Annotated in this window: 20 protein-coding genes; 8 read left to right on the top strand and 12 right to left on the bottom strand. The window is 70.3% G+C overall.

Annotated elements, in window-relative coordinates; all coding sequences use genetic code 11:
• Positions 1-19 precede the first annotated feature (19 nt).
• Entirely contained in the window at positions 20-508 is a 489-nt protein-coding gene (locus LO772_RS33590) for a GbsR/MarR family transcriptional regulator (protein ID WP_331717296.1), read from the top strand.
• A 161-nt stretch (positions 509-669) separates the two neighbouring features.
• Here LO772_RS33590 and LO772_RS33585 read toward each other — a convergent pair whose 3' ends face one another.
• From LO772_RS33585 to LO772_RS33555, 7 genes are all read right to left on the bottom strand, one after another.
• Positions 670-1,497, bottom strand: a complete 828-nt coding sequence (locus LO772_RS33585) for a hypothetical protein (protein ID WP_231775807.1) — start codon at positions 1,495-1,497, stop codon at positions 670-672.
• 194 nt (positions 1,498-1,691) lie between these two features.
• Positions 1,692-2,111 (bottom strand): hypothetical protein, encoded by a 420-nt coding sequence (locus tag LO772_RS33580; RefSeq protein ID WP_231775806.1) that lies wholly within the window; start codon positions 2,109-2,111, stop codon positions 1,692-1,694.
• Between the two features lie 337 nt (positions 2,112-2,448).
• Positions 2,449-3,057 (bottom strand): GTP-binding protein, encoded by a 609-nt coding sequence (locus tag LO772_RS33575; RefSeq protein ID WP_231775805.1) that lies wholly within the window; start codon positions 3,055-3,057, stop codon positions 2,449-2,451.
• Positions 3,038-3,412, bottom strand: a complete 375-nt coding sequence (locus LO772_RS33570; RefSeq protein ID WP_231775804.1) for a DUF742 domain-containing protein — start codon at positions 3,410-3,412, stop codon at positions 3,038-3,040. The genes LO772_RS33575 and LO772_RS33570 overlap by 20 nt, the downstream gene beginning before the upstream one ends.
• An 11-nt stretch (positions 3,413-3,423) precedes the next feature.
• The gene (locus tag LO772_RS33565) at positions 3,424-3,849 is read right to left on the bottom strand and encodes a roadblock/LC7 domain-containing protein (protein ID WP_231775803.1); all 426 of its coding nucleotides are present in this window, start codon (positions 3,847-3,849) and stop codon (positions 3,424-3,426) included.
• 5 nt (positions 3,850-3,854) lie between these two features.
• A complete protein-coding gene (locus tag LO772_RS33560; RefSeq protein ID WP_231775802.1) occupies positions 3,855-6,281 on the bottom strand; it encodes a sensor histidine kinase in 2,427 nt (808 codons plus the stop codon).
• A gap of 491 nt (positions 6,282-6,772) precedes the next feature.
• A complete protein-coding gene (locus LO772_RS33555; RefSeq protein WP_231775801.1) occupies positions 6,773-7,855 on the bottom strand; it encodes a helix-turn-helix domain-containing protein in 1,083 nt (360 codons plus the stop codon).
• A 437-nt stretch (positions 7,856-8,292) separates the two neighbouring features.
• Between LO772_RS33555 and LO772_RS33550 the strand changes: the two genes are divergently transcribed.
• From LO772_RS33550 to LO772_RS33540, 3 genes are all read left to right on the top strand, one after another.
• The gene (locus LO772_RS33550; protein WP_231775800.1) at positions 8,293-9,669 is read left to right on the top strand and encodes an FAD-dependent oxidoreductase; all 1,377 of its coding nucleotides are present in this window, start codon (positions 8,293-8,295) and stop codon (positions 9,667-9,669) included.
• Positions 9,670-9,956: 287 nt separating this feature from the next.
• Positions 9,957-12,158 carry an alpha/beta hydrolase family protein gene (locus LO772_RS33545; protein ID WP_231775799.1) on the top strand — a complete coding sequence of 734 codons (2,202 nt, stop codon included), beginning with the start codon at positions 9,957-9,959 and terminating at the stop codon, positions 12,156-12,158.
• A 152-nt stretch (positions 12,159-12,310) separates the two neighbouring features.
• Complete coding sequence (locus tag LO772_RS33540; RefSeq protein ID WP_231775798.1) at positions 12,311-14,464, top strand: hypothetical protein; 2,154 nt, start codon at positions 12,311-12,313, stop codon at positions 14,462-14,464.
• A gap of 128 nt (positions 14,465-14,592) precedes the next feature.
• On the opposite strand, the gene LO772_RS33535 is transcribed toward LO772_RS33540, so the two are convergent.
• Both LO772_RS33535 and LO772_RS33530 read right to left on the bottom strand, forming a co-directional pair.
• Entirely contained in the window at positions 14,593-15,222 is a 630-nt protein-coding gene (locus tag LO772_RS33535) for a hypothetical protein (RefSeq protein ID WP_231775797.1), read from the bottom strand.
• Positions 15,223-15,575: 353 nt separating this feature from the next.
• Positions 15,576-16,586 carry a helix-turn-helix domain-containing protein gene (locus tag LO772_RS33530; RefSeq protein WP_231775796.1) on the bottom strand — a complete coding sequence of 337 codons (1,011 nt, stop codon included), beginning with the start codon at positions 16,584-16,586 and terminating at the stop codon, positions 15,576-15,578.
• Positions 16,587-17,332: 746 nt separating this feature from the next.
• Here LO772_RS33530 and LO772_RS33525 point away from each other — a divergent pair.
• Positions 17,333-18,001: a MerR family transcriptional regulator gene (locus LO772_RS33525; RefSeq protein ID WP_231775795.1), complete on the top strand. Its 669-nt coding sequence runs from the start codon at positions 17,333-17,335 to the stop codon at positions 17,999-18,001.
• A gap of 853 nt (positions 18,002-18,854) precedes the next feature.
• Here LO772_RS33525 and LO772_RS33520 read toward each other — a convergent pair.
• Positions 18,855-19,541 (bottom strand): hypothetical protein, encoded by a 687-nt coding sequence (locus tag LO772_RS33520; protein ID WP_231775794.1) that lies wholly within the window; start codon positions 19,539-19,541, stop codon positions 18,855-18,857.
• Positions 19,542-19,854: 313 nt separating this feature from the next.
• On the opposite strand from LO772_RS33520, the gene LO772_RS33515 reads away from it, so the two are divergent.
• Complete coding sequence (locus tag LO772_RS33515) at positions 19,855-20,676, top strand: SDR family NAD(P)-dependent oxidoreductase (RefSeq protein WP_231775793.1); 822 nt, start codon at positions 19,855-19,857, stop codon at positions 20,674-20,676.
• A 380-nt stretch (positions 20,677-21,056) separates the two neighbouring features.
• On the opposite strand, the gene LO772_RS33510 is transcribed toward LO772_RS33515, so the two are convergent.
• Both LO772_RS33510 and LO772_RS33505 read right to left on the bottom strand, forming a co-directional pair.
• Entirely contained in the window at positions 21,057-22,097 is a 1,041-nt protein-coding gene (locus LO772_RS33510; protein ID WP_231775792.1) for an AraC family transcriptional regulator, read from the bottom strand.
• Between the two features lie 1,077 nt (positions 22,098-23,174).
• The gene (locus tag LO772_RS33505; protein WP_231775791.1) at positions 23,175-23,570 is read right to left on the bottom strand and encodes a PPOX class F420-dependent oxidoreductase; all 396 of its coding nucleotides are present in this window, start codon (positions 23,568-23,570) and stop codon (positions 23,175-23,177) included.
• A gap of 104 nt (positions 23,571-23,674) precedes the next feature.
• On the opposite strand from LO772_RS33505, the gene LO772_RS33500 reads away from it, so the two are divergent.
• Positions 23,675-24,058, top strand: coding sequence for a winged helix-turn-helix transcriptional regulator (locus tag LO772_RS33500; RefSeq protein WP_231775790.1), 384 nt, complete (start codon positions 23,675-23,677; stop codon positions 24,056-24,058).
• Positions 24,059-24,383: 325 nt separating this feature from the next.
• Positions 24,384-25,298: a hypothetical protein gene (locus tag LO772_RS33495; protein WP_231775789.1), complete on the top strand. Its 915-nt coding sequence runs from the start codon at positions 24,384-24,386 to the stop codon at positions 25,296-25,298.
• Positions 25,299-25,403: the final 105 nt, after the last annotated feature.

The following is a 25,403-nucleotide window of genomic DNA, read 5'->3' as shown; positions in this document are numbered from 1 at the left end:
AGGGAAAGGCGGCACAGCGGTGGCGAACCAGGACGAGGACGCGGTCGGGGAGTTCGTGGAACGCTTCGCCGGAGAGCTGGTCGACGCGGGGATGACACGCATGCCCGCCCGCGTCTTCGCGGCGATCCTCGCCTCGGACACCGGCGTCCTCGGCTCCGCCGAACTCGCCGAACGCCTCCGGATCAGCCCCGCCGCGGTCTCCGGCGCGGTGCGGTACCTCACGCACGTCGGCCTGGTGAGCCGCGAGCGCGAGCCGGGCTCACGCCGCGAGCGGTACCGCGTCCGCAACGACCAGTGGTACGCGACCTTCGCCCGCCGCGACCAGTTGCTCGTCCGCTGGGAGGAAACCCTCCGCGCGGGCGTGAAGGCCGTCGGGCCCGACACGCCCGCGGGCCAACGGCTCGGCGAGAACATCGAGTTCTTCGAGTTCCTTCAGGAGGAACTGGCCGGGATGATGGAACGCTGGCGTGCCCGCCGGCAGCGGTCGGCCGAAGCACACGAGGGCTGAGACGCGTTCGTACGCGGACGCTTCGGGAGGACCCGCGCGCCACGGACCGCGGCTGCGGGCGGCGCGTCCCGAAGCCGCCCCCGACCTCCCCCGCTCGTATATCTCGGGTCGCGGGTCGGGACGACCGGCGGTGGACGCACCGGCCGCGCGGCGCCGCCGGATCAGGTCCCGGACATCGCGGGTGCCGCCAGGGCCGGGACCAGTGCGAGGGTCACCGCCGCGAGCACCGCGCGGTCGGCGCGCGGGAGTTCACCCAGTCGGAGAGCGCGGTACAGCAGCGGCATGGCCCGGGGGGCGTTCATGTTGTCGCTGATCGCCGCGTCGAAGGCCTCCAGCACGTCCCGCCCCTCGGGGGACAACAGCTCGGCCGCCTCGCGGTGGAGGCGTATGTCCGGCAGCGGCGCGAGGGCTCTCAGATGGTTGCCCCATCGGCGGCGGACGACGTGCGCGTCCCTGAAGACCACACCGCCGTGCAGATCCGAGCAGTTGACTTTTCGCGGGTTCCGGTAGTGTCCGGCCAGCAGGAATCCCAGCTCCAAATCCTCGATGGAGACTCCGAGTCCGACGAGTTCGGCGAGTTTCGGCGGGCGCCGCTCGCGGTGCCAGTCGTGTGCCAGGTGGCGGCAGAACCGCGCCCGCTGCACCAGGTTGACCAACATGTGGCAGGGCTGTGCGGTCGACTCGTCCCCCTCCGTCGCGGTCACGTGCACGCAGACGCGGTGGGCGGCCCCTGCGGGACAACCGCCGTTCTCGCCCCAGGGGGTGACGGGCGCCGGTTCGCTCCGACGAACGTCGTCATAGCCCTTCCAGGCCAGCACACGGCACAGCGTGTCGGCGATGAGGGCCGCGCGCGCCTCGTCGAAGGTCAGCGCGGCCGCCTCGGTCGACACGGCGGACACCACCACGGGGCCCGCGGAGGGCCGGGGCAGCGGCACCGAGCGGCGGCGGCGAGCGTCGTAGAGGCGGACCGGCGCGATGCGACTCGTCATGGGCATCAGCCAACCAAACCGCCGACGAGCCCTCGACGAATTCGCGCCGTCACATCTCCCACCGCGCAAAGTGGACAGCCCATGGCGTCTTTGTGGCACCGGCGGCGTCCCGCGCGTCGACGCCTGGTGTGGCCGTCTCCGTGTTCCGGGTCGTGTGGACGGCGGCCACCCACGCCGCGGCGGCGATGTGGTGGTCATCCCTTGCCTTTTCCCTTCTTCTTCTCCTGCTTGGCACTTAAATTGCGCTGATACGCGGCCTCCCGCGCCTGTCGCCTCTCTTCCGTCTTTCTGCGCTGCTCCTCGTTTATTTCTCGCTTCCGTTGCGCGGCAGCCTCCCTGGCCTCCCTTTTCCTCTCGGCTTTCATATAGTCCACGGCAATTTCCGTCATCCCTTGAGCGGCACTGTCCGACACCCCTTTGGCGTCGGTGTATTCTTTGATGGCGGCGTCGACTTCTTCCCGAGACACCCCGGGATCGATCCCTTTCTTGTTGGCCTCCATGACGCGATGCAGGAGTTCCACGGATTTCGACATATCCTCGCGGGCCCGGTCCTGCCGTGCCCAGAGCTCCGCATGCTCTCGTTCTTGTTGTGTCCGCTTGTCCCTGCGCGCCATATGACGGTGACTCCCGAAAGTCGAAGGCCGATCAATTCATGAAAGGGCCATCCGCCCCATCGCGCAGCTCGGCCGGCGGCCGGCTCTCCTGGACCCCTCCTTGTCGCGGCAGAGGGGATCGCGGCAGGGAACGGCGTCACGAGGCGCCCCTTGTTGATCTGATACTCAGAGTATCAGAAAAAGCACCGGCAGGTACCCGGTTCGGGCACAGAAATCGCCCGCCCGGGCACGCGGTCAGTCGCGGGCCGGACGAGCGACAGGGTCAGGCCTCGGGTTGCCTGATGTCAAGGACCGGAGGGCGGGTGGGCCGCATGCCCACCCGCCGCGCGGACGCCGGTCAGCGGCTCACGACCGTCGCACCTCCGACGTGCATGGCCATCACGTGTTCCACGAGTGTGGCCATGGCGAGTTTGCCGGAGTCGCGAACGCGCGCGTCGCACATGACAACGGGGACGTGCGGGTCGAGGTCGAGGGCCGCGGCGACTTCCTCGATGCCGAACTCGCAGATGCCGTCGAAGCAGTTCACGGCCACCACGAACGGCGTGCCGCGCAGTTCGAAGTAGTCGACCGCGGGGAACGCGTCGGCGAGGCGGCGGGGGTCGGCCAGGACTATCGCGCCTATCGCGCCGACCGAGAGTTCGTCCCACATGAACCAGAAGCGGTCCTGGCCCGGCGTCCCGAACAGGTAGAGCACCAGGCTCCGGTCGAGCGTGATGCGTCCGAAGTCCAGGGCCACCGTGGTGGTGGTCTTGCCCTCGACCCCGGTCAGGTCGTCGACGCCCAGGCTCTCCCGGGTGATGACCTCTTCGGTACGCAGCGGAGGGACTTCGCTGACCGCGCCGACCATCGTCGTCTTGCCCACCCCGAATCCGCCCGAGATCAGGATCTTGACCGCCGTGGGAAGGTTGTCCGGGGCGATTCCCGGGTCAAATCCTGCGAATTCCATCGAGCACCGCCTGGAGTACGTGGATGTCCGGGGCGTCCGCGAGCGCGATCGGCGCGCGCGTGTGGATCGCCCCCATGTCGAGTAGGTCGCCGAGGAGGACCTTCACCACGGTGGGCGGGAGGTCCGACTTCGCGGCGATCTCGGCGACGGACAAGGGGTTGCCCGCGCAGAGCCGCAGGATGCCGGCGTGCTCCGGCTCCAGGCCGGGGCGGTCGGTCCGGTCGTCCGCGGTGATGATGAGTGTGATGAGGTTGAACTCGTCGCGGCTGGGGCGGGTGCGTCCGCCGGTTCTCGCGAAGGAGCGCACGATCGGCCCGGCGTCTTCGTCCCACCATGTGTCGTCCGGATCGGACATGGGCTCCTTCTTCAGAAGGGATTCCGTGCCGGCGTCCCGGCGTGGCGGGGTGCGGCGGCGAGGAAGTCGCCGACGCGCTTGACCATGAGGTTCATCTCGTAGGCGACCAGGCCGACGTCGATGTCCGCCTCGCCCAGGACCGCGAGGCAGGCTCCCTGCCCGGCGCCGGTGACGAACAGGAAGACCCGCTCCAGTTCGACGATGGTCTGGCGGACCCGGCCGCCGTCGAAGTGGCGTCCGGCTCCCCGGGCGAGGCTTTGGAACGCCGAGGCGACGGCGGACATGTGCTCGGCGTCGTCGCGTTCGAGTCCGCGGGAGTGGCCGATCAGCAGGCCGTCGGAGGACAGCACGATGGCGTGCCTGGTGCGCGGGATGCGCTTGACCAGGTCGTCGAGCAGCCAGTCGAGTTCGGCGTTGTCGTGTGGCACTGGCGGCATGGCGGTTACCACTGTCCTTGTCCGTTCGGGGGCTCGGGCGCGTCGGCGTCCGGGGCGTGGGGGCCGCCGCCGGCGTCCGTGCGGCCCTTGAACGAGCCGCGCTGGAACGCGGCCATCATGGTGCGGGCCTCTTCCGCGGGGCGGTGTTCGACGGCGGTGTCGGCGCCGGGCGCCTCGGGCGCCGGGGGGTTGAGGAGTTGCGGGCGGAGGCTGGCCTGCCGGATGCGCCGGGGAAGGCGGCGCCGCTCGTCGGGCGGCGGGGCGGCGGGCGGCGTGCCGCCGGGGCCGGACGCGGCGTTGGGTGCGGCCGGTCGTACGGGCGGTGCAGCCGGGGGTGTCGCGGCGGGGCGCACCGCGGTGAGGCGGGCGGGCTCCGGGGGCTCCTCGCGGATCCGGCGTACGGGCGGCGGGGCGGTCCGTACGTCGGGGGCCGGGTGGGTGTGGGCTCGGTCCGGTGCGGCTCCGACGGGTACCGCGCGGCGTTCGGGCGCGGCACCGCCGGCCGGGAGGGCTTCCACCAGCATGGGCCGATCGGAGGTTTCGCCGGGCTCGTCGTCCGCGTGGACGATCAACGCGGGGGGCACGAGGACGACGGCCGAGGTGCCTCCGTACGGCGAGGACCGCAGGCTGACCGCGATGCCGTGGCGCTCGGCGAGCCGCGCCACGACGAACAGTCCGATCCGCGAGTCGCGGGTGAACCCCATGACGTTGAACTCGGGTGCGGTCGCGAGGAGTTCGTTCGCCTCGGCGCGGGACTCCTCGGACATGCCGAGCCCGCGGTCCTCGATCTCGATGCCGAGCCCGTTGGGCACCACCTCGGCGTGGATGCGCACTTTGGTGTGCGGCGGCGAGAACGACGTGGCGTTCTCCACCAGTTCGGACAGCAGGTGCATGACGTCGCCCGCGACGGGTCCGGCGAGACCGCCGTCGGGGATCATGGTCAGGGTGACGCGGGAGTAGTCCTCGGTCTGGGAGGCGGCGCCGCGCAGGATCTCGACGAGCGGCACCGGGCGCCGCCACCGCCGCGCGGGCATCGTCCCGCCGAGTACGGACAGGTTCTCCGCATTGCGCCGCATCCGGGTGGCCAGGTGGTCGACCCGGAACAGCTCGGCCAGCAGGTCGGGGTCCTCGTGCTCGCGCTCCAGGCCGTCCAGCAGGGCGAGTTGGCGGTGTACCAGGCCCTGGCTGCGGTGGGCGAGGTTCAGGAAGACGCGGCTGATGCCCTCGCGTGTCTCGGCCTGTTCGACCGCGGCGCTGACGGCCGTGCGCTGTGCCTCGTCGAACGCCCGGGCAACCTCGCCGATTTCGTCGTCACCGTGGGCGAAGTCCGGGGCGAACTCCCCCGGGTCCACCTTCTCGCCCTGCTTCAACCGGGTCACCAGGTCCGGCAGTTGCTCGTTGGCGAGGCGGCGGGTGGAGTCGCGCAGGCCGCGCAGGCGGTTGATCAGCGACCGCGAGACGAGCACCGACACCAGCACGGCCAGGGCCAGGGCCGCGAGCGTCAGGGCGCCGACGAGGATGACCGACGCCATCAGGTCGTCCGCGCGGCCCTCGGCGTACCCGACGGCGAACGTGACCTGGTCCAGGGTGAGTTGCTGCAGCTGCTCGGCGATCACCGGCATCGTCGCCTGCCACGCGGCGGCGTCGATCGGGGGGCGTCCGGTCCGGGTGCTCGCCGCGTTCTCCGCGGCGGTCAGCCGCGCCCATTCGGGACTCGCGACGATCTCGGCGTAGCGGGCGGCCTGGTCGCCCCGCAGCCGCGGGCTCACGAACGTCCACTGCCCGCGCTGCGCGCCGACGAGTTGGTCGAACTGCGTGCGCTGCTCGGGGGTCCAGCCCGTCGGGGACGCGAGGGCGGCCGACAGTACGGCGTTCTGCCGGGACAGGTATTCGAGGGCGCGGAACAACGCCGCCGCGGTGCCGCCTTCGTTGGCCGACTTGGTGTCGTCGGTGAGCCCGGCCTCGGCCTCGAAGTAGCTCATCCCGATGGTCAGCGCGCCGGTGTAGAACGCGAACGCCGCGTCGGTGTCGACCCCGCGGACGTCGACCTGCTGCCGGAAGGCCGGCAACTGCGCGAGCCCGGCGGTGATGTCGCCGAAGATGCGCTTGAGGTCGGGCGGGTTGCCCGCGACGACGGGGCCCGCCGCGTCGCGCATGGCCGCGAGCGCTTGGTCGGTGCGTTGGCGCTGGTTCGCCAAGGCGCCCGCGTCATCGGTGCCTCGCGCCAGGTACTCCATCGTCAGGCGGCGTTCCTCCTGCATGGCGACCATGGCGATCTCGCTTTTGACGCCGACGCGTTGGACGTCGTGGACCGTCTGCCGCAGGTCCTGTGCCTGGTGGTAGCGGCTGACGGTGAACGTCGTCCACAGCGATCCCAGGGCGATGCCGGGGACCAGGACCAGGACGACGATGCGCGCGCGGAGGCTGCGCATACCGGGGAGGCGCAGTCCCCCGGTGCGGCGGACGGGCCGGGGGACGGCGCGGCGTCTGCGGCGGTCCGGAGCGGGGGCCTTTCGGCGGGAACGCCGGGCGGATCCGCCGGGTTCCCGGGGGCCGAGGTCCGCACCGGGGTCAGGAACATCGGAGGAGCGCGTGGACGCAGACAGCAAGTCGTGATTTCCCGTGTTCGGTGGACGGCTTCCGGGCGGCGCGCAGGGGTGACCCCGGAGCCGCACGGCGAAGACCTTCGCAGCGTCGCCGACGCGAAAGGCGACGATTCCCGCGCGCACAACCGCCGATCACCGCACGCGGCGCTCCGCGGGTGCCGCGGTCGCGGGCGGCCGAGGGATGCGCCGAGGGATGCGCCGTGGTACGAACCGCCGCTCGGACCACGGCCGTTGCGCCGGCCTGCCGCACCACGGGCGTGGCCGGGCGGCGTCGGGCCCGGGCGCGGTTCCCGGGTCGACGCCGTCCCCGCGCCGGGTCAGTCGCCGCGCGGGCCCGTCTGCCGGTACTCGCGCGGCGTCGCCCCGTACCGCGCACGGAAGTTGCGGGCGAAGACGCTCGCGTTCTCGAAGCCGACCGACCGGCCCACCGCCGCTATCGGGCGGTGGCGCTGGCGCGGATCGGCCAGCATGCGGCGCGCCTGGTCGAGGCGTGTCTCCCGGATGAAGCGGAACGGCGTCAGGTCGGCGTCGCGGAAGACGATCTCCACGTAGCGCGCGGAGACGCCGAACGCCGACGCCAATGTCTGTGTGGATAGCCCGGGTTCGGCCAGGTTGCGGCATACGAAGTCCTGCATGCGCAGGAGTTGCGCCCGGTGGCTCATCCGCGCGTCCTCGGCGGCGGCGTGCGGGTGGCCTTCCCACCGCACCGTGGACGCCAGCAACTCGGCGGCGGTGTTCCCGAGTTCGAGGAGCGCGCGGGGCGGCACGGCGGCGGTGCCGCCGCCGAGTTCCCCGATCACCGCGGTCAGGACGCGCAGGGCCGGGTTCGCCGCCGCGATCCGCCGTCCCAGCACGTCGCGTTCGACCCGCAGGCTGCGCAGCAGTTCGCCGCGGGGGATGTTGACGACCAAATGGTGCGCGAACCCGTCGGCCGCCAGCCAGAACGGGGTCGTGCAGTCGAGCAGGACGGCGTCGCCGGCCTCCAGGCGGGTCTCCTGCCCGGCCTGCGCGACCCAACAGGGGCGTTGCGCGACCGACAAGTGGTAGAAGGCGTCCTGACTGCGGCCGATCATGCGCGGCGTCCGCGACACGCGGGCGGGGTCGGTGCCCACGTCGGTGACGCTGAGGGGGCCCAGGTCCAACTGGTAGGCCCAGCCGGTGTAGCGGCTTGCGTCGACGCCGCCGACGGGGGCGGCGTCCAACTCGACGATGCACTCGCGCAGCATCGACCGCCAGGTGTCGATGTCCTGCGCCCTTCCGCCGACGGCGGAGCCGTTTCCGGGGCGGACCACCGACCGGCGCCCGCGCGCGCCCCTGAGGGTGTGGCGCCGCGCGGACGCGGAGGTGGGGTTCCCTGCTGTGGCCGGTCCTGGGCCGGCCTCGGGCGATGCGGCGTTCACGACGGGCAACCTTTCTGGGGGGGTCGCTGCGCGGGAGGATCCGCGGCCGGTCGATACCGCGGCGTTCCTGCACCGTCCCGGTCACCATTCGGTCCGCCGCCGGGGAGGGGACGGGGGCACCGGTCACACAGGTGATCGCTGTTGGGGGTCGACATCGTACGGCCCGACGGTCCGCGGCGGCGATGGGCCGCCGACGCGGCGGTGTGCGCCAGGGGCCGGCGGCGGGGGTTTCGCTCCGGCCGGGACGCTCGTCGCGCGGCACCGCCGGCGGTCACCGCGCGTGGCCGAAACGCACAGTCCGCGTGCGCGTTCGGGCGATTCGCGGGGCGCAGCCGCCGCGACGATGGGCGTTCGCAGCCGCCGGGGTCTTCGTCCTGCCGGTGCCCGGCCCGTTCGGTGTGCCGAGAGCGAAGCCGCCCGACCAGGAGGGAACACACATGCGCACAGCCGTCGTGCTCGGGGCGGGCATCGCCGGCCTGCTGGCCGCCCGCGTGCTGGCCGAGCACGCCGACCAAGTGGTCGTGGTCGAACGCGACGACGTCGGCACCGGAGGGGAGTTCGGCGACGGTGGGGTGGCCCGCAAGGGCGTACCGCAGGGCACGCAGATGCACGTCCTCCTCGAAGCCGGGCGGCGTACGATCGACCGGTGGCTCCCGGGCTTCTCCGACGAACTCGCCGCCGCGGGTGCCGCCACCGGCAGCACCGGCGGGGACGTGCACTGCTATCTCGACGGCCGGCACAAGGTCGCCGCGGGAGACCTGGTGCTCATCAGCGCGACCCGCCCGTTTCTCGAAGCGCATCTGCGGCGGCGGGTTCTCGGCCATGCCAATATCCGGTTGGTCGTCGGCGCCGTACGCGGTCTCGTCTTCGCCGGTGACCGCGTCGTCGGGGTGCTCCTCTCGGACGGCACCGCCCCCGTCGGCGCGGCCGAGGACGCCGCGAGCCCGCGCGGCGGGGACCACACTCTGACCGCGGACTTCGTGGTGGACGCCACGGGCCGCGGCACCCGGATCGGCGCGTGGCTGACCGAAGCCGACTGGCCGCAACCGCCGATGCGCCGGATCTCGGTGGACCTCGGCTACGCCACCGCGGTCCTGCGCGCGCCCGCCGACGCCGCGGACGGGGCCACGATCGCGCAGTCCCTCGACCGGCGGCCGGACGGTCGCGTACGCCTGGCCACGCTGGGCCGGGTCGAGGGCGACCGGTGGGTCGCGCTCGTGGCCGGCTACGGCGAGGACCGCCCGGCCCGCACCGCCGAGGACTTCCTCGCCCGCTGCCGGAACGACCCCGCCGCCGCCTTCGGCAAACTGGCGGCGAACGCGTCGCTGGTCGGCGAACCCGCCGTCTACCGGCATCCGGACAACCGCCGCCGCGACTTCACCGAGGTGGCGCGCTTCCCGGGCGGCCTGGTGTGCGTCGGGGACGCGGTCGCGTCGTTCAACCCGGTCTACGGCCAGGGCATGTCGTCCGCGGCCATACACGCCGCACGCCTCGCCGCCTACCTGGAGTCGGGTGCGTCGCCGCACCGTCCGGCCCGGCCGTTCTTCGACGCGATCCGGCCCGTCGTCGACGAGGCGTGGCAGACGTCCGTCCTCAACGACCTCCGCCTCCCGCACGTCGACGCCCCGAAGCCGTTCGGGTTCCGCGTCGCGACGGCACTGGGCGACATGGTGCTCCGGGCCTCGGTGACCGATCCGACCGTGGGTCTGCGCTTCTTCGAGGTCATGCACATGCTGGCCCCGCCGACCACCCTGATGCGCCCGACCACCCTCCTGCGATCCGCCCGAGCAGCCCGCCGCCGCCCCACCACCTGACGGCGCGAGCGGCGCGGCCGGGCGCGCCCTGACGCGCCCGGCCCGGTGCCCCGGCCGCCCTTCCAACGTCGCGGCGGCGCGTACCCGCCCTTCCCGTGGCGACCGCCTCGCCTCGCCCGGAGGCGAATACGTCGCCGCTGATCGGAAGGGTTCGACGGTAACCGTCCGTTGGGCGCGATCCGCGGGCGAGCGCTTCGCGGATTGCGGAGCCGGGTGCGCGCGCTTAGCTTCCTGATCGAATCATTTCGACGACGGGGAGCAGCTTGACGAACCACCCCCCTCTGGTCATGCCGTCCGACGCCGAGATCGGCGTGTGGGAGCAACGTGTCCGTGACAGCGCGTCGTTGCGGCTGTCGCTGCCCACGTTCAAGAACGGCTACTGCTATGTCACCCTCCACATGGACGGGCGTCGGACTCTCGTACGCGTTCCCGAAGGCACATCGCTGGACCAGGCCGAAGTGATCGTCGCTCCAGGTGCGTTCGAGCGGCGCGGCGAAGAATCGAAACTCCGGCTCCAGAGCTGGCAATTTCTCACCGACGACATCCTCGCCTTCTTCCTTGCGGACGAGACGGAAAACGGCGTACTCCGATTCCTCGACGTCAATCGCGGAACCACGGTGGGACGGGAAATCGAGAACTTTCGCTGGGGTGCCCTGGCACAGGCGGGAGACGCGCTCTATTACACGGTTCACCACCCTGGTCCGCTCACCCCGGGTCCGGCCGAATGGAGGGTGCGAACCGGAGGCCTGGACGGCCCGGACACCACCATCCCGAATCCCGGCAGGTCGACCGGCTCGGAACCGGCGCCGTGGCCCAGCTTCACCATCCACGAAGACAACGGACACCAATGGCTCGTGGCCGTCGGAGGCCAGGCACAGGAGCTTCGGCATCTGTATCTGGCCGACCTCTCGGCGCCTGCCGCGTCACCGGAGCATCCGCGGTTCACGTCGTCGCTCGTCACCACGATGCGCGGTTCGCTTGCGGTACGCGAGGGGACCGCGACCTTCGTCTCCACGGACATGGGCCGTTTCCCGCAAGGCGCGCTGTTCCGAGCCCCGATCGGCTCCCTCACCGACCGCGGCTCGTGGAAGCGCCTCATCCCCGTGTCGCACACGCCCGGCGCTCATCTCAACAGCGTGCGCTGGGTCGGGACACGTCTGGTCGTCCACAGAACGCAGGACGGCTCCGACGCTTTGGACGTGCGGGCCGCGAACGGGAAGTTCCTGTACGCGATCACCGGTCCGCCCGAGGGACGGACCGGTGCCATGTACGGGATCACCGCCGGTACCCCCGGGAGGGATGCGCACGGGGCGTCCCCCAACATGTACGTCTCATGGGGTGACCTGGTCGGCTCCCGCGTGTACGAGTACCGGCTCGGCGATGCCGGACCCACGGTCCGGCCATGGCCGCCGGCTCAGGAAGCCGCCGCCCGCGTTCCGCACGGCGTCGAGACTGTCACTCGCGTGTGGCGCGCGCAGTACGCGAACGGCAAAGTGGCCACGGCCCGACTGACCATGGCGTCCGGGACCGACCCCTCCCGTTCGATCGGCACGGTTGTGGAACAGTTCAGCCACTTCGCAACTCCGCAGGCACCCGCCGCCGGGTATGGAGGCCCTCCGCAGTACGCCCTCCCCTGGATCCAGTCGGGAGGAGGGGTGCTGGCGGTCATGCTCGAGAACCCGGTCGTCAGTTCCACCGAACACGAGGCCGCCCTCGGCATCACCGCCGTTCTGGAGTCGGGAATCGCGGCGGGGTTGCTCACATCGGAGAAGACCGTGCTCAGCGGCACGTCCGCGGCGGCGGTGAACGTGGCTTTGATGCTGCAGGAACATCCGAGCCTGTTCCGACTTGGCGTCACTCAGCACGGCGTCTTGAGCCGCGGAGAACAGGCGGCACAGGTCGGGGTCGGCCCGAACAACGCGCACGATTGGTCGCTGGGCCCCGCGTCCGCCGCGGCGCGTCACGGCGGGGTGGAGCGCCTGGCGGCGTACGGCCTCAGCGCGGAGGAGATCCCGCGCCGAGCCCTTTTCTACTTCGGCCGCGACGACACACGCGTCCCGGGCCAATTCCACAGCGTTCGCTATGCCGAGCTGATCAGACAGCACGGCGCCGAGACACTCGTCGTGGAAGAGCAAGGCGCCGGACATCTGTATTTGGGCACCGATGACGGAGCCGCCCGGCAGAGTGGCATCTTCCTGGCCGTCATCGCGCGCGAACTCGCGGGCGCGCGCAGGCACCCCGCGTCAAGACCGGCTCGGAGTGCCGCAGAAGTCGCCCTGCGCCACGAACCAGCGAACCCAATCCCTCCCACTCCTGACGCGCGGTTGGCCGCCAAAGGGTTTCGCAAGATCGACGTATCCCGGCTGACGAGTCGCACACCGCTCGTGGCCGTCGAGCAGTGGCGCTCCTCCGCCAGGACGGCGACAACTTCCTTGCCGCAGAGGGAGGTTCGGCAAAGGCAGCAGCTTGAACATGCGCTCCGGAAATGACTTGAGCTTGCCCAGCTGCCCGACTGTCCCCGGTCCACGCCCATGAAATCTGCGCCGATGGACGGTCCCACCGCATTGCTGTGTCTGCCGACCGTCGATCCACCGCAGCTGGTCGGCGTTGAGGCCGCCGCCCGGCGGATGGAGGGGTGTCCGTGCCGAAAGAAGGTGAGGCCGCGTGGGAATCCCGCATCAATGACGCTTCTTTTCGCGCATCCCTGCTGCGAGCCGCGATCGCGGTCCAGGCTTCCGGACACAACGATCTGAACCGTCAGCAGATCCGGGAAAGCTCGCAAGACCTCGTGTCCACGATGATCCGCATCCACAAAGAATACCCGCGTGATTCCCTGGTCTCCGCACTGGCACGAGAAGCCATCACCAAGCTCGCCGACCTGGGCGCGCATGGGGCCACAATGGGCCGCGTCAACGACGCGGACAGGAAAGTCGTCTTGGACAACGCCCGGCGCGCCAGGGCGAAAACCATAGACGGCACACCATCGCTCGCAAGCTCGTTTTTCAGGAGTTCGCTGGGGCTGCTCGACGACGGCAGCTCGGGCAGGGCGGAACTTCTCTCGCGACTGTGGTTGGGCGCGGCAGTGGCGGGGCCGCTTTTTGCTCCTGGTTCCGCCACACGGGACGGCTATGTTCGCAACGTGGCCGAGATCGTCGGCAGAGAGCCGAAATTCCGTCGCCAACCCGGCTGGGGGGTTTCCGAAGAGAACACCCGGCAACATCTGCGCGAGCTGGGCGTGGCAACGGCGTACATGCTGGCAGGACTCACCCCGGACCGCCTTTCCCACCGGGAGTTCGCCGCTGCGGCCACCAACACGTTCGATCAGATCAAGTCGACCTTGGAAATGGCGGAACGACCTCATCCGCAAACGTTCGCAGCACTGGAATTCTTCGGCAACGCGGCGCACTGGGCGGAGGCCGGGCACTTCCCGTACGACTCCATTATGGAGGCCGTCCGTTCGGAGGTCGGGGAGCAAAACGTCCAGCCGACCCTGGCCGCGCTCCTTGCCGCGCGGGGGAAGCCGATCAGTGTCGCCGCGAATCCAGCGGTCACACGGGTTCCCCGGTCTCTGGACGAGGCCCACGATGCCTTGCGGCAACGCTATGGGCAGCCTGCGACCGCCCCGGAGGCCGACACCCTCTGGTTCCTCCTCAAGGAAAACGAGGCACACAGATTCGATCATGTGCCAGGGATTGCGCGGTATGCCGGCGCGCTTGCCTCAGCATTCCTTACCGTGGCAGATCGGAAGAAACGGTTCGACGCGCTCCCCGAGGCAGTTGAGGCAGCAGTTTTCCAATTGAAAGGCGCATTGTTTCAACGATGGCAGGGATTGCAAGGGGAAGTGGGGCATGCGGGGGATTCTGGGCAGCCTTCCCCGTTTCCCATGATGGAGCCTGCCGTCACCCCGGTTTTCGACAACCGGGAGGATCGGATACGGGCAGCGCATACCCTCTTCCAGGCGCGCCAGTATGTGGAGAACACCCTCGGGATGAGGGATCCGGAAGGTGAACGCCTGGCGCTCGTCCGTATCGACGAGGCCGAGCGGGCCACCCAACTGATCTCTGGCTGGGCCCACTACTTCCGGGATCCCGAAGTTTCCAGGAAGGCAACTGCGGCGCGCCACATTCTCACCGGCTTCGCGGACGATGCCGGTGGGATATCCCGACTCACCCTGGAGGAAATCGACTATCTGGACGCCTACGTTCAGCCTGCCCTGTTGATGGCCCGTCGTGCCGAGAACCTGAAGACCATCAGGCGGGATTTGGGACTCGACCGAGGAATGACCGAAGCCGCGGCCGAGCATGCCGCGGCAGCGACGGTGGCGGCGCTCAGTCTCCGCGGATCCGAGATGCCGATCGCGCGTCAGCGCGCTTTGGCCGGCTTGGACTCCCTACCCGCTTCCGCGTCCGCCCGAGAGCAGGCGGCCTGGGAAGTCACCTGGCAAACGCTGGTGGCCCGAGGCAAGGACGCCGAAACAGGCCAACCCGTCCCGCTCTTCCCCACCCGGGGAGTGCCCTTCGAGACACTCGCCGATCTCGTCGAACACAAGGCCGACAAGACGCAGGGGCTCCGGGTCGCGACCGTGTTGGCCCGCTCGATCGGCCCCATCAACCGGGGTTCAGGGCGCGGTGGCCTGGCACTGCCCGTCAACCGAAGCCCCGAGTTGGGGACCGTAACGACCAAGAATGTGTCCACCTCCGAGGTCAACCAGCCGACACTTCCCGTACACCCCGAAGCCCCGGCAGCCGCGAGGCTCGGTGCCGGCCGCGGTCTGGGGATTGAGCGTTGGACGTAGACACCATCCTCGGCTCGGCCCTCGGCGCACGCGTCCTGGAGACCGAGGTATCGCCTTCGGCGGTGGGACCCCGCGGAGTGTTCCCGGTTCACGGGTCACAAGGCGTCTTGCGGCACCGAAGCCCGGTGTCAGGAGGCAACGCGGATCTCATAGGTCTTCCCTTCCTCGTCCGCCGACCCGCGGGCCAGGGTCACGTACGCCACCAAGGAATCCGATGACAGCACGGTGTTGTCACGCGTGACCGGTGTGACCGTGACGACGCAGGAGTGGTAGGCACGTGTGTCCGTGTTCGGCGGTTTGCCGGCCTCGTCCGCGACGTGTGCGGTGACAGTGGTGTGCACACCCTGCTCGGCCCAGGACCACCATGCCGCGCCCGGCCCCTTGCCGTTGTCCTGGCCGGTCGCCGCCACATAGTCGGGATGCAGGAGCGGGCGGGCACGTAGCTCGGCGTCCCAGGGACCGGTGTCCGCGGTGGTGTCCCACGTCCCCAACGTGATCAGCGCCGCTGCCCCGACCGAGACAGGTTCCCGGCCGTTCGCCCGTACCGGGTCGACTCCCGTCGGGGACGCGGTCGGCAACGGGCGGGGCGAACGGACCGGTTCCTCGGGGACCGCCGTGTCGCGGCGCTCGGGCCGTGCTGTGGGCGGCGGCGGGACCCTGGTCGTCCCGGCGTCGGACGAAGGGCTCGCGCCGGACCGCGCGACCGGGTTGCCCGGCGTGAGCACGCCGCACGCCACCAGCCCGAACGGGACCAGCATCAGGCTTGTCGATCGAGCCCATCGGACGACGGCCGCGCGCTTCGCGGTCGACGGTGACGTCGAACTCCGGGTTCGCGGATGAATCATCGTGCCATCGCCCAACCAGACGCCGATGTGGTCGCAGCCGACGCGATCCGGTGCGTCGGACAGCAATCCGCGGAACACGATCCGCGCGCCGCGCCTTCCAGAGGCCGGGGCTGCCTCTGCGCTTGCCAACGTTCTTTCACCTTCGGAGTGCACTATGCGCCGGCATCGGGAAGGGCGGGCCGAAGCCGACGAAATCGATGTGAAAGGTGGCTGACATGCGCCGGTTGGCGGGCAGGGGAGTCTCTGAGGCGGCGTGCCCTCACGCGCTATTCGGGTGCGTATGCCGTGAAGGCGAGCCACCAGCGGTATTGGGTGGATGGGTGGCGGAAAATCTCGCTGCCGAGCGCGGTCTCGATGCGGATGAAACGTTTCCTCAAGGCTGTGGGCGAGATGCCCAGGGCGTCGGCGGTGGGTGATGGGCGGGCGCCGTGTGCGAGCCATGTGGCGACGGTGTGCACCGGGTCGCCGGCTCCGCCGATGCCTGTCAGGAGGCGGAGCCGTGCCACGGCCCAGTCTCGGAGGGCCGGACTCTTCAGAAGGTCGTCGAACGATGCTGTCGTCGCGGGCTTGGGGCCCGGCGCTGTGGTGGGTCGGATTCGGTCGAAGAGTGCCAGGGCGACGGCGAGTTGGGCGCGGGTGGCGAGGTGGGACAGGTCCATGTGCAGGAGGTCTTGGATGCGGGACAGGCGCCTGGCCATGGTGTTGCGGTGGACGTACAGCCGTTTGCCGGCATGCCGTGGGCTGTCCAGCCAGACGCGCAGGGTGTTGATGAGTTCCGGGGAATCCGGCGACGATGTGCGCTGCGGAGCGTGGTGGATCAGCGGCCCCAGGAGATGTGCCACCCAACGCCAGGCCTCCGGGGGCAGCAGCAGGGCCGGGTCGGCGGTGGTCGCGCGCTCTTGGGCGGTCGGCCGTGTGCGCAGGGCGTGTACCGCGTCGGCGTACCCACTCGCCACATGGGACAACGGCACCGCCGGACTCGAACCCACCCGGCCCCCCGATGACGCCTGGGTCAACACCTCGGTGTGCGAGCGGACTTGGGCTGACATCGCCACCTGACGGTCGGAGACGGGCTCGATCACCACGACCAACTCGTCGTCGGAGGGCGGCAGTGCCACCCAGGAGCGCGTACATGTGGTGCGCAGGTGTGACAGGAGTGCCTGCCTCGCGGCTCCGGGTTTGGGGGTGACGACATGAACCCGTACGTTCTCGGCGAGTGCGGGCGTGAGCACCTCGGCCATCCGGCGGGCGGCGTAGGTGTCGCCGTCGAGCAACAAGGCGAGGACGGCCTGACGGCCGAGGGTGTCCCCCCGCCCGCGGTGCGGGGCCGTGCGGGTGTCCGTGGGCTGTTCCCGCCGCCGTACCGATGTCGAGGGTGCCTGGACGGTCGGATCCGTCCGCGGGGCACCACGGCAACCGCAGTCGGCGTCGGCGGCGGGCGCCGGGCGGGGTGCCACACAATACGGGGGCGACGGCCAGGGGACCGTCGGTGTCGCCCCGCGCCGGCGGGTGGTGGATTCGATGCGGTGTCGCACAGACGCAACTCCTTGAAGAAGGTGTTCCCACGGGCACAGGCCCCGCGCCGGGCCTGGCGTCTCGAGGTGCCCCAGGTCGTCCGCTGTCGGGTCGGTGTGATCGGGCCGTACTCCCCTGGTTTGCCGCGGCCGGATGTCGGGCGGGCCTGGGGGTGGAGGGTGTCGAACGCCTCGAATCGCCCCGCCGTCCCTCGGCCTTGCGAACCTCGGGCGCCGGAAGCGCCGGCGGCGTGTGGTGTTCGCCTGGTGTCCGGCAACGAGACCGGCCGATGTCCGGGGCATGCGCACCGTTGCCCCACATCGGTCACGTGGTGCGATGTGGCACGGTGTCGAGCCGGATGGCAGGCGCTATTCGGCGTTCATCGGCATGCACTCCTCACTCCGCCCGGCCCGTTCACCCGTGACGGATAGTGGATAGTTTCACTATCCAAGGTAGAATCGCAAGGCCTCACCGACCGATTCCCGTCCAGCCTTGCCCGGAGGGCGCTTTGCGCATCTCGGCCCTTAGTGCCGCCAGCGGCGTCCCCACGCCCACCATCAAGTACTACCTGCGGGAAGGGCTCCTGCCCGCCGGCGAGCCGACCGGTCGCAATCAGGCCCAGTACGGGCCGCACCACCTGCACCGCCTTCGCCTCATCCGCGCCCTGCTCGACGTCGGCGGGCTGTCGGTCGCGAGCGCCAAGGACACACTTGCCGCCCTCGATGATCCGGACAAGTCGGTGCACAAGGTCCTCGGCTCCATGCAGTACGCGCTGCCGACCGCGGCCACGTCCCCCGGCGACGATGCGAGCCGTCAGGCGGAGCGCGAGGTCGACGCCTTGTTCGAACGGCGCCGCTGGAGTGCCGAACTGAAGGGCAACCCGGCCCGCGAGGCTCTGGTCAGTGCCGTGGCCGCGTTCATCCAACTGGGGCAGGAGGACTACCTGGCTCTGCTGGACCACTACGCGGACGCGGCGTCCGTGGTCGCCGACGCCGAGATCGCGTTCGTCTCGCGGCGCGAGGACCTGGCCCACCTCGTGGAGTCAGCGGCCGTCGCCACGGTGCTCGGCGACGCTGTCTTCTGCACGCTGCGGCGCCTGGCCCAGGAACATACCTCGCAGCAGTACTTCGCCCCCGGACCAGGGGACGACCAGGACACCGAGGCGCCCGAAGGCTGACGTTCACTTGGCCTTTGGCGCGATGGGGCGGGAGCCGGCGACGACGGCGCCAGGTGGCGACGCGAACGACGGTCTGGAGAAAGGCCGTTCGGGGCGATGGCCGCAGATTCCTGGAATTGCCGGGCTACTTCCGGACCGGCACGGTAGGCACGCCGATGGCTCGGAGGCCGGGGCGGGGTGAGGGACGGCGATTCCGAATCGAGCCCGGTGCCCTCGCCGCTGCACGCGGCCGACGTGCTTGCCGACGGTTTTGCTCGCCCGGGCGCGCCGCTGCACGCTCTCGGGGGCGGCGCAGAAGCGGGCGCACGCGACGCCAAGCGGTCGCGGGGCGGAGTTGCGTGGCTTGACTCGCGGGGCACGGCCGGCGCCGGGGAAGCCAGGGGGAGTGCCTGCTCTGGGGCCGAGCCGCGCGCGCAGCCTGGCGAGCCGCGCGGAGGCCATGGTTGCCTTGACCGACCGCCGGGATGTCCGGCGCGACGCTCGCGCGGCCGGTCACGGGCGGCGGAGTGGGGGTCGGTCGGGCCGGTCTCGTCCCATGCGCGGCGCGGCCTTGCCGTCGGCACCTGTGATTCCCGCAGATGAGCCCGCGAATCCGCGCTCGTACTGTGGTGTGTTCACCCCCTGTTCCACCACCCGGAGGACGGGTCGTAGCGCCGTCACCTCAGGTGGCAGCGGGGCGTGCGACGGCAGCCAAGCCTCCGGGAGGGCGGGACCGGCCCGCCCTCCCGGGCAACGCGCGGTTCCGCGAAGGACGTTGCCACTCCAGGCCCTGTCCCCGAACATCCAAGGAACACCCTTCAGGGACGTGAACCGGGCCGTGCACCACCGCCACTCGGACGACCGCAGGTGTGCGTCACGGCTTCCAGATGACCGGCTCACCGGAGGACTTGCGCGGCAGGTCGAAGCCGGCCGCCGCCACGGTCGCACCAGCTGGGGCCATGACCATCTTGCACCCGGAAACCTCGGCCCCGTTGGTGAAGTTCTCGGCCCTGGGCAGCGGACACTTCTTGAAGCTCCCCAGGACGGTGGTGAAGGCCAGGTCGCGGCCGGCCTCGTCGAGCGCCGCCAGTGGGACCAGCAGGCTGGCGTCGGAGAGGTCGGCGTCCGAGACATTCTTGATCGTGGCCCGGACGTAGTAGGGCGTGGACGACTTCTGGTCATCGTTCACCCTGATGTTCGCGGCCGTCAGGTCGCCGATGGTCCCCTTCTCGATGGCCGTGATGGTGACCTGGAGCACTCCCTGCTTGCTGCTCTGCTCGAACGGGATGACCGCGCTCTCGCCCACCTTGAGTTCGGTGCCCGGCGCGGTGGTGGGGAACTGCCCCGCATCCACAGGAGTGTTGGTGGCCGCCTCCCCGGTGGCACCGCGGTCGGTCGTGGTGGGGGACGGCACGTCGCCGGGCGTCGCGGTGGGAGGGAATGCCGTCGTCGCCGACGCGGCTGCTTGCGCGCCGTCCTTGTCGTCGTCGCTGCCGCACGCGGTGAGGACAAGGGCCAGGACCGCGGTCGAGGAGACAAGGGCAATGCGTGTGGATTGCATGATCATGACCTTGGAATCAGTGCCGGTTCGGCGGGAGCGGGCATGGCTGAAGGCGCCCGTGTCGGCGCCGGGTGCCGCCGACGCGACCGAGCCCCACCCCGGTGGGGTTTCGGGGCTACGGAAGGCAGCAACGTCGGCAATGCGCGTCGACCGTAAGTTCCCGATGACACTGCCGACAATCCGCGAACCGCGATCCCCAGGACCACGTTCCATGGCCGGTCGGCCCGTTTCGAGCGAGGGACGCACTCCCCATGCATAATGGATAGCGAAACTATCTACTATCTATTTGAGTGATGTGCGGAAGGAGTCCTCCATGACGGTGCGAACAAGCGGGACGACTGCTCTGGCGACCGGTGCGTCCGGTGGGATTGGTGCGGAGTTTGCCGGGCAACTGGCGTGTCGTGGGCATGATTTGGTTCTTGTCGCGCGGTCGGCGGAGCGTTTGGAGGAGGTGGCGGGCGCGTTGCGGGGTGAGCACGGTGTGCGGGTGCATGTGATGGTGCGGGACTTGGCGGAGGCGGACGCGCCGGGGCGGATCGCCGCCGAGCTCTCCGCGCGTGGCATCGCGGTCGACCTGCTGGTGAACAACGCCGGGTTCGGAACCGCCGGACGTTTCGAGGAGATTCCGGCCGGCGAGGACCACCGGCAGGTGATGGTCAACGTCGCGAGCGTGGTCGGGCTCACGCGCGTGATCGCCCCCGGCATGGTCGAGCGCGGGCGCGGCGGGATCGTGAATGTCAGTTCGACCGCGGGGCTGCAACCGTCCCCGTACTTCGCCGTGTACGGGGCGGGCAAGGCGTTCCTGCTCAACTTCAGCCTGGCCCTGCGTGCCGAATACCGTCGCCGTGGTGTGAGGGTCGTCGCGTTGTGCCCCGGGCCCACCCGCACGCGGTTCTTCGATCGGATGGGCGAAAAGGCCGCGATCGGCGGCCGGTTCATGAGTCCGGAGGCCGTCGTGCGGGCGGGGCTGCGCGGCCTGGATCGGGATCTGGCCTACGTGGTACCGGGGTTCGCCAACAGCGTGAGCGCGCACTTGACCCCGCGGCGCCCGCGGCGCTTCGTGGCGGCCGTCTCCGAGCGGGTCACGAGGTCGGTCCTCGACACCCCGCCGGGCGGGCAACAGCCAAGCGTCTGACGCGAGATGAGTGCGACGAGACCGCCGTCTGCCCACACCGGGGCGGACGGCGGTCTCGGCTGTGCGGTGCCTTCCGATCGGCTTCCGACGGCGGTCGCCGCCGGGGTCCACGGCGCCGACCGCCGTCAGGAGCTTGGAGACGGGTCGGCCAAGGGGCGCGGACGGATGTTCCGCCGGTGGGGGCCCGGGGGGCCGTCCTGGGCGGCTGACACACACCTCGTGCGCGGTTGGCGGGGAGGATCCGCGCGGAGTGCGTCGTCACCGCCCGCGCGGGCCAAGGCCTCGCTGGGCCCGGCCCGCCGGGCCGTGTGGGGAGGTGACGCTGCGCGTCGCCCGGTGGTGCCGCGTCAGCCGCGCTCGCACGGCACCGGTCCGGTGGTTCACATGTACGGGGGCCGATCGTGCGGCGCCGGCGCGCCGTACCGGGCCGTCCGGGAGGGCACGGTGCCGTACACCTGCCGGTAGAGGACGCCGAACCGGCCCAGGTGGGTGAAACCCCAACGCGTGGCCACCTCGGTGACGCTGCCCTCGGCCTCCCCGGCGGCGAGCGCGACCAGGTCGTCGTGTGCGTGTGCCAGTCTCAGGCGCCGCAGGAACGTCAGCGGCGTCGTCTTCAGGTGCTTGCGGAACAGCTCCTGCAGGCGGCGGATGCTCGTCTGCGCGGCCTCGGCGATGTCGGCGACGGTCAAGTCATCGCGGACGTGCGTCTTGCAGAAGTCCAGGGCCAGGCGCAGCGCCATCGGCAGGGCCGTGGGCTGGATCAGGTCGGCGGAGAGATTGTGCCGCTGGCCGAACAACAGGCCGTGCACCAGCATTTGCTCGAAGTGCATCTGGATGAAGCGCGAGCGGTGGAGCATGCCCACCGCGGCGGCCTCGCTGAAGTCCGTGGCCAGGGCCAGCCATCGGCGCGACAGCGGCACGGTCTCGTCGATCTCGACGGCGAACCGCACGGGGCACAAAGGACGGTGGCCGAGCTGCTTCGCGACCGCCATGTCGACGACCCGTTGCGGGATGCGGGCGATCAGCGCGACGGTGTCGGCCGCCCACTGCTGGGTGACGCGGTCCCCGGGCCCGGTGATGGCCGCGGAGAACGGCACCTGCCGGTCGTTGACGACTAACGCGCCTCCGCCCGTGTGGGCCAAGTGCACCTGGTAGAACTCGCCCGCGCCGGCGATGACTTCGATGTCGGTGCCGTACGCGAGGACGTACAACGACACCTCGCCGCGGTGCACGAGGCGGAAGTGGGCCGCGAGCGGGGACGCGGACTCGAGCAGCAGGTGGTGCGGGGCGAGATGCGTCGAGACCTGCCGGTGGATCTCTCGGAGATCGGACCCCTCGTAAAGAATGCGCCCGGTGGTGGGAATTGGCGATCCCCCCGACAGGGACGCCGTTCCGTCGCGGTCATATGTCATGGTGGACATCACTGCCGGTCTTCCTGTACTCGACGGGCGAACAAAGCGCGCTTCGGGCTGCCGGACGCGGTTCGATACCGTCGCCTGGCGTCGACACTGCCGGGACTGTAGGCACACGCGCGGTGCCGGGACGAGATGCCTCCTGCACCGCGAGTGGAATCCGGGGTGTCTTTCTGCCCCACGTCGGTCAATTGTTGCACCGAGGCCGCGGATCTCCGGAAAGCGCGCTCCCCGCGACCGCGCTTTCCGGAGGGAAACCAATTCGGCGGAAGACAAGGGGACGACTCGCGCCACGCGCCGGATCCGGAGTGATTCCGGCGCCCGCGGTCGCGGACGCCGCGCTTCGGGACGGCGCCGCACACGAGCCCTCCGACGTGGCCCGACCTGCGTCGCGAAGGGGGCCGTCCCCGATACGACCGTCTCCCGGGGCCCGCGCCGGCGCCGATCGACACGCCGCCCCCACCGGGCGGTTCGCCGGGCCGGGCCTCCGGCGCCGTCAACGTCGCCGTCGCCGTCGCCGCGATCGGAATCCGGGTACCGCTCATGGTGAGGTCACTCCAACGTCTGGAAGCTGCGAACGTCCGGTCCTGCGGGGCCGCCGCGGAATGCGCACGCGAATACGGCCTGCCATTAACCCTAAGCACGCGGCGGGAACTCCGGAAACCGCCGAGCGCGGTGACAAGAAAGGCAGGAAAATCGCGGTCAGCGGATGGCGGAATCCGTACGGGCGTACTCAGACTTGACGCCTGGATCAATTGTGCACATCAACCAATTGCCGAGAGTATCAAAATGCCCTGCCAATCGCATTGTCCGCGAAACGCACAGGACCGATCGCGTTTCCAGGATGGCACGCGCATATCGCGGATATCTAGCCTGCGTCTCTGCTGTCCTGCCACGGGCGGGCGGCGGAGCGAATCAGGGAATGGCGACCGCGTACCGAGCGAAGCGCCAGAGCGGACGCCGACGTCCGCGGACCCACCGGTTGGAGGCATCACCCGAGCCACGTCCGAGGCGGCCGATGCCGTTCGCCTTCGACACCCTTGGCCTGCTCAGTCCGGCCAGACGCGCGGAGCGTTGGCACTGCCTTCAGACCGCGAACCTGTTCACCTTGGTCGGCGTCACGCGGACGATCACCCGCACGATCTCGTCGGGCTCCGGTGGCGGCGCCTCACCGAGGTACCTGAACGAAAGCGCCAGCGGCAGTTCCTTCGCCGGGTCCGGGACGATCTCTGCGGTGCCCCGGAGTTCGACCGAGTGATAGGGGTTGTCCATGGCGAAGACCGTGATGCTGACGCGGGGGTCGCGACGGAGGTTGCGTACCTTCGCCCGGTCTTCGGTCGACGAGAACGCAACCGTGTCGCCATCGCGCTGATACCAGACCACCGAGGCTTGGGGACCGCCATCGGCGTCGAGCGTCGACACGGTGGCGAAGTTCCTGCCGTCAAGCAGCCTGCGCGTCGACTCGTCGAGCGTCGTGAACATGGGTGCTCCTGGTTCCTTACGTCTGAGCTGCGTGCCTCTTGCGGCACTTCTTGATACGAGACCATGTTGAGTGACCATGGAATCCAGCGGAAGAAGGCACTCTTATGTCACGGCGGAACATCCGTGTAACGGAGCCGACCGAGGTCACCCAAGCGTGCCAGGTGCTCGATGTACTGAATCGGGTGAGTGGCAAGTGGAGCATCAGCGTCCTCATGGAGGTTCATCACGCACCTGTGCGCTTCACCGAGTTGGAGCGGGCGATTCACGGCATAAGCCGCCGGATGCTCACCCTGACACTGCGCAGCTTGGAACGCGACGGTCTGTTGACGCGCACGGTGTATCCGACGGTGCCGCCGAAAGTGGAGTACGAGGCGACCGCGATGGCACGGGAGTTGTACGAGTACCTGGCAGGACTCACCGCATGGGCCGAGCGGCACGAGCCGGCGATGAGGGCCTCACGGCAGGCGTACGATCTGGGGGTTGATTGAGCGTGGACTCGTGGCTCGCAGCCGCTCACCGATCGCGTCGATGGTGACGGCAATGGTGGCCTCGCAGCGGAACAGGAAGCTTGTCGTACCCGAGTCGGGACCGCCTGGTCCCTCTTCAGACGGTTGATGCGCGCCCTCTGGTGCATCCCGCAACGCGAGAACCGGGGCCCCCGGATCAGGCGTCGAACCGAACGGACGAACCGTCGTGGATGTGACAGTTGCCTCTCCGGGAGACCGCTCCCCCGCACCGCCGATGAAGGGGGAGGCACCTGTTGACAGGGTGTGCGAGGGTGCGTGGGTGAGGGGTTCGTGTGCGCCTGGCGCGATGGAGGTTCAGCATGTGGAGTTCCCGGCCGAGCACGGCAGGGCGATCCGGTTGTTCGACGGCGTGACGGGGCGGCTGGTCTTCCTGCCACCGCCGACCGGGATGCTCACGTTGCGGCTGCCGTGGGTGGCGCCGGAAGTGCGTGGCCTTGGGCAGGAGCGGTTGGCCGCGGTCGCGGACGCGTTGCTGCGTTTCCTGGTCTGGAAGGGCTATCGGGTGGGCGTCCGGTATGGCTTCCGTGGTCCGTACCCGCGCGAGGGTGGCCCGTTCGGGATCGACGTCCTTGGACAGCCCGAAGGGTCGGCCGGACCGGTCGAGCCGCTGTGCCGCGTGGTCGTCGGCCCGGTGGAGGTACACGGGGCGTGCCACCACGACGGCGCACACCGCACCGGCCGCGTACCGACCGTCGCCGATGTCGTCGGGGGCACGCTGACCGCGGCCGACGTTCGCTTCGCCCTGCTCGTCGCGGGCCATCACCGGCACCCTCGCCGGTTCCGGTGTGCCGACCTCCACGCGGGTCACGGGTTGTTCCAGGACGCGCGGGTCGCACGCCGTCGCCTGCGCCTCTTGGTCGCACGGATGCAGCCGCGCCCCGCGCCGTCGTTTCCCGCGCTGTCCCGACCCGCGCCGCCTCCGCCGCCCCTGCCGCACACCTACGCCGCCGCCATGGGCGGCACCCCGTCCACGGAGGCCCACTGGCGGGGAACGGCTCCTGCGCTCCGCCGGTGCGACGACGCCCTCAGCCGCGGGCTCAACGTGCCACTCGCCTTCGGGACCCTGTACGGGAGCCTGAGGCACGGTGCCGCCAGTCCCGAACTCGCGGGCGCCGCCCAGGCGTTGCTGCCGCTCGGCGTGGGCGGGGACAGCGGTGGGGGTTCTCCGCCGAGCATCGGGCCGGCCACCGGAGGACGGTGACCCACGTTGCCTCGGCAGGTCGGCCGGGTTCGTCGGAACAGCTCGGAACAACTCGGTCATGGCCGTGATTCGCACGGTAACGGCGTCACGTGACCTTCCCCGAAC

It is taken from the genome of Yinghuangia sp. ASG 101 (genome assembly GCF_021165735.1).
In the GTDB taxonomy this organism is placed as follows: domain Bacteria; phylum Actinomycetota; class Actinomycetes; order Streptomycetales; family Streptomycetaceae; genus Yinghuangia.
The sequence above is the reverse complement of the archived record's forward strand: the minus strand, read 5'-3'. Positions and strand labels throughout refer to the sequence as shown.

Bases quoted from the DNA above. Each gene is read 5' to 3' on its own strand.
- LO772_RS33545 (WP_231775799.1), top strand. From the start codon at position 9,957: ATGCCGTCCGACGCCGAGATCGGCGTGTGGGAGCAACGTGTCCGTGAC.
- LO772_RS33510 (WP_231775792.1), bottom strand. From the start codon at position 22,097: ATGTCCACCATGACATATGACCGCGACGGAACGGCGTCCCTGTCGGGG.
- LO772_RS33575 (WP_231775805.1), bottom strand. From the start codon at position 3,057: ATGGAATTCGCAGGATTTGACCCGGGAATCGCCCCGGACAACCTTCCC.
- LO772_RS33565 (WP_231775803.1), bottom strand. From the start codon at position 3,849: ATGCCGCCAGTGCCACACGACAACGCCGAACTCGACTGGCTGCTCGAC.
- LO772_RS33585 (WP_231775807.1), bottom strand. From the start codon at position 1,497: ATGACGAGTCGCATCGCGCCGGTCCGCCTCTACGACGCTCGCCGCCGC.
- LO772_RS33570 (WP_231775804.1), bottom strand. From the start codon at position 3,412: ATGTCCGATCCGGACGACACATGGTGGGACGAAGACGCCGGGCCGATC.
- LO772_RS33505 (WP_231775791.1), bottom strand. From the start codon at position 23,570: ATGTTCACGACGCTCGACGAGTCGACGCGCAGGCTGCTTGACGGCAGG.
- LO772_RS33515 (WP_231775793.1), top strand. From the start codon at position 19,855: ATGACGGTGCGAACAAGCGGGACGACTGCTCTGGCGACCGGTGCGTCC.
- LO772_RS33500 (WP_231775790.1), top strand. From the start codon at position 23,675: ATGTCACGGCGGAACATCCGTGTAACGGAGCCGACCGAGGTCACCCAA.
- LO772_RS33535 (WP_231775797.1), bottom strand. From the start codon at position 15,222: ATGCTGGTCCCGTTCGGGCTGGTGGCGTGCGGCGTGCTCACGCCGGGC.
- LO772_RS33520 (WP_231775794.1), bottom strand. From the start codon at position 19,541: ATGCAATCCACACGCATTGCCCTTGTCTCCTCGACCGCGGTCCTGGCC.
- LO772_RS33550 (WP_231775800.1), top strand. From the start codon at position 8,293: ATGCGCACAGCCGTCGTGCTCGGGGCGGGCATCGCCGGCCTGCTGGCC.
- LO772_RS33560 (WP_231775802.1), bottom strand. From the start codon at position 6,281: ATGCGCAGCCTCCGCGCGCGCATCGTCGTCCTGGTCCTGGTCCCCGGC.
- LO772_RS33495 (WP_231775789.1), top strand. From the start codon at position 24,384: ATGGAGGTTCAGCATGTGGAGTTCCCGGCCGAGCACGGCAGGGCGATC.
- LO772_RS33580 (WP_231775806.1), bottom strand. From the start codon at position 2,111: ATGGCGCGCAGGGACAAGCGGACACAACAAGAACGAGAGCATGCGGAG.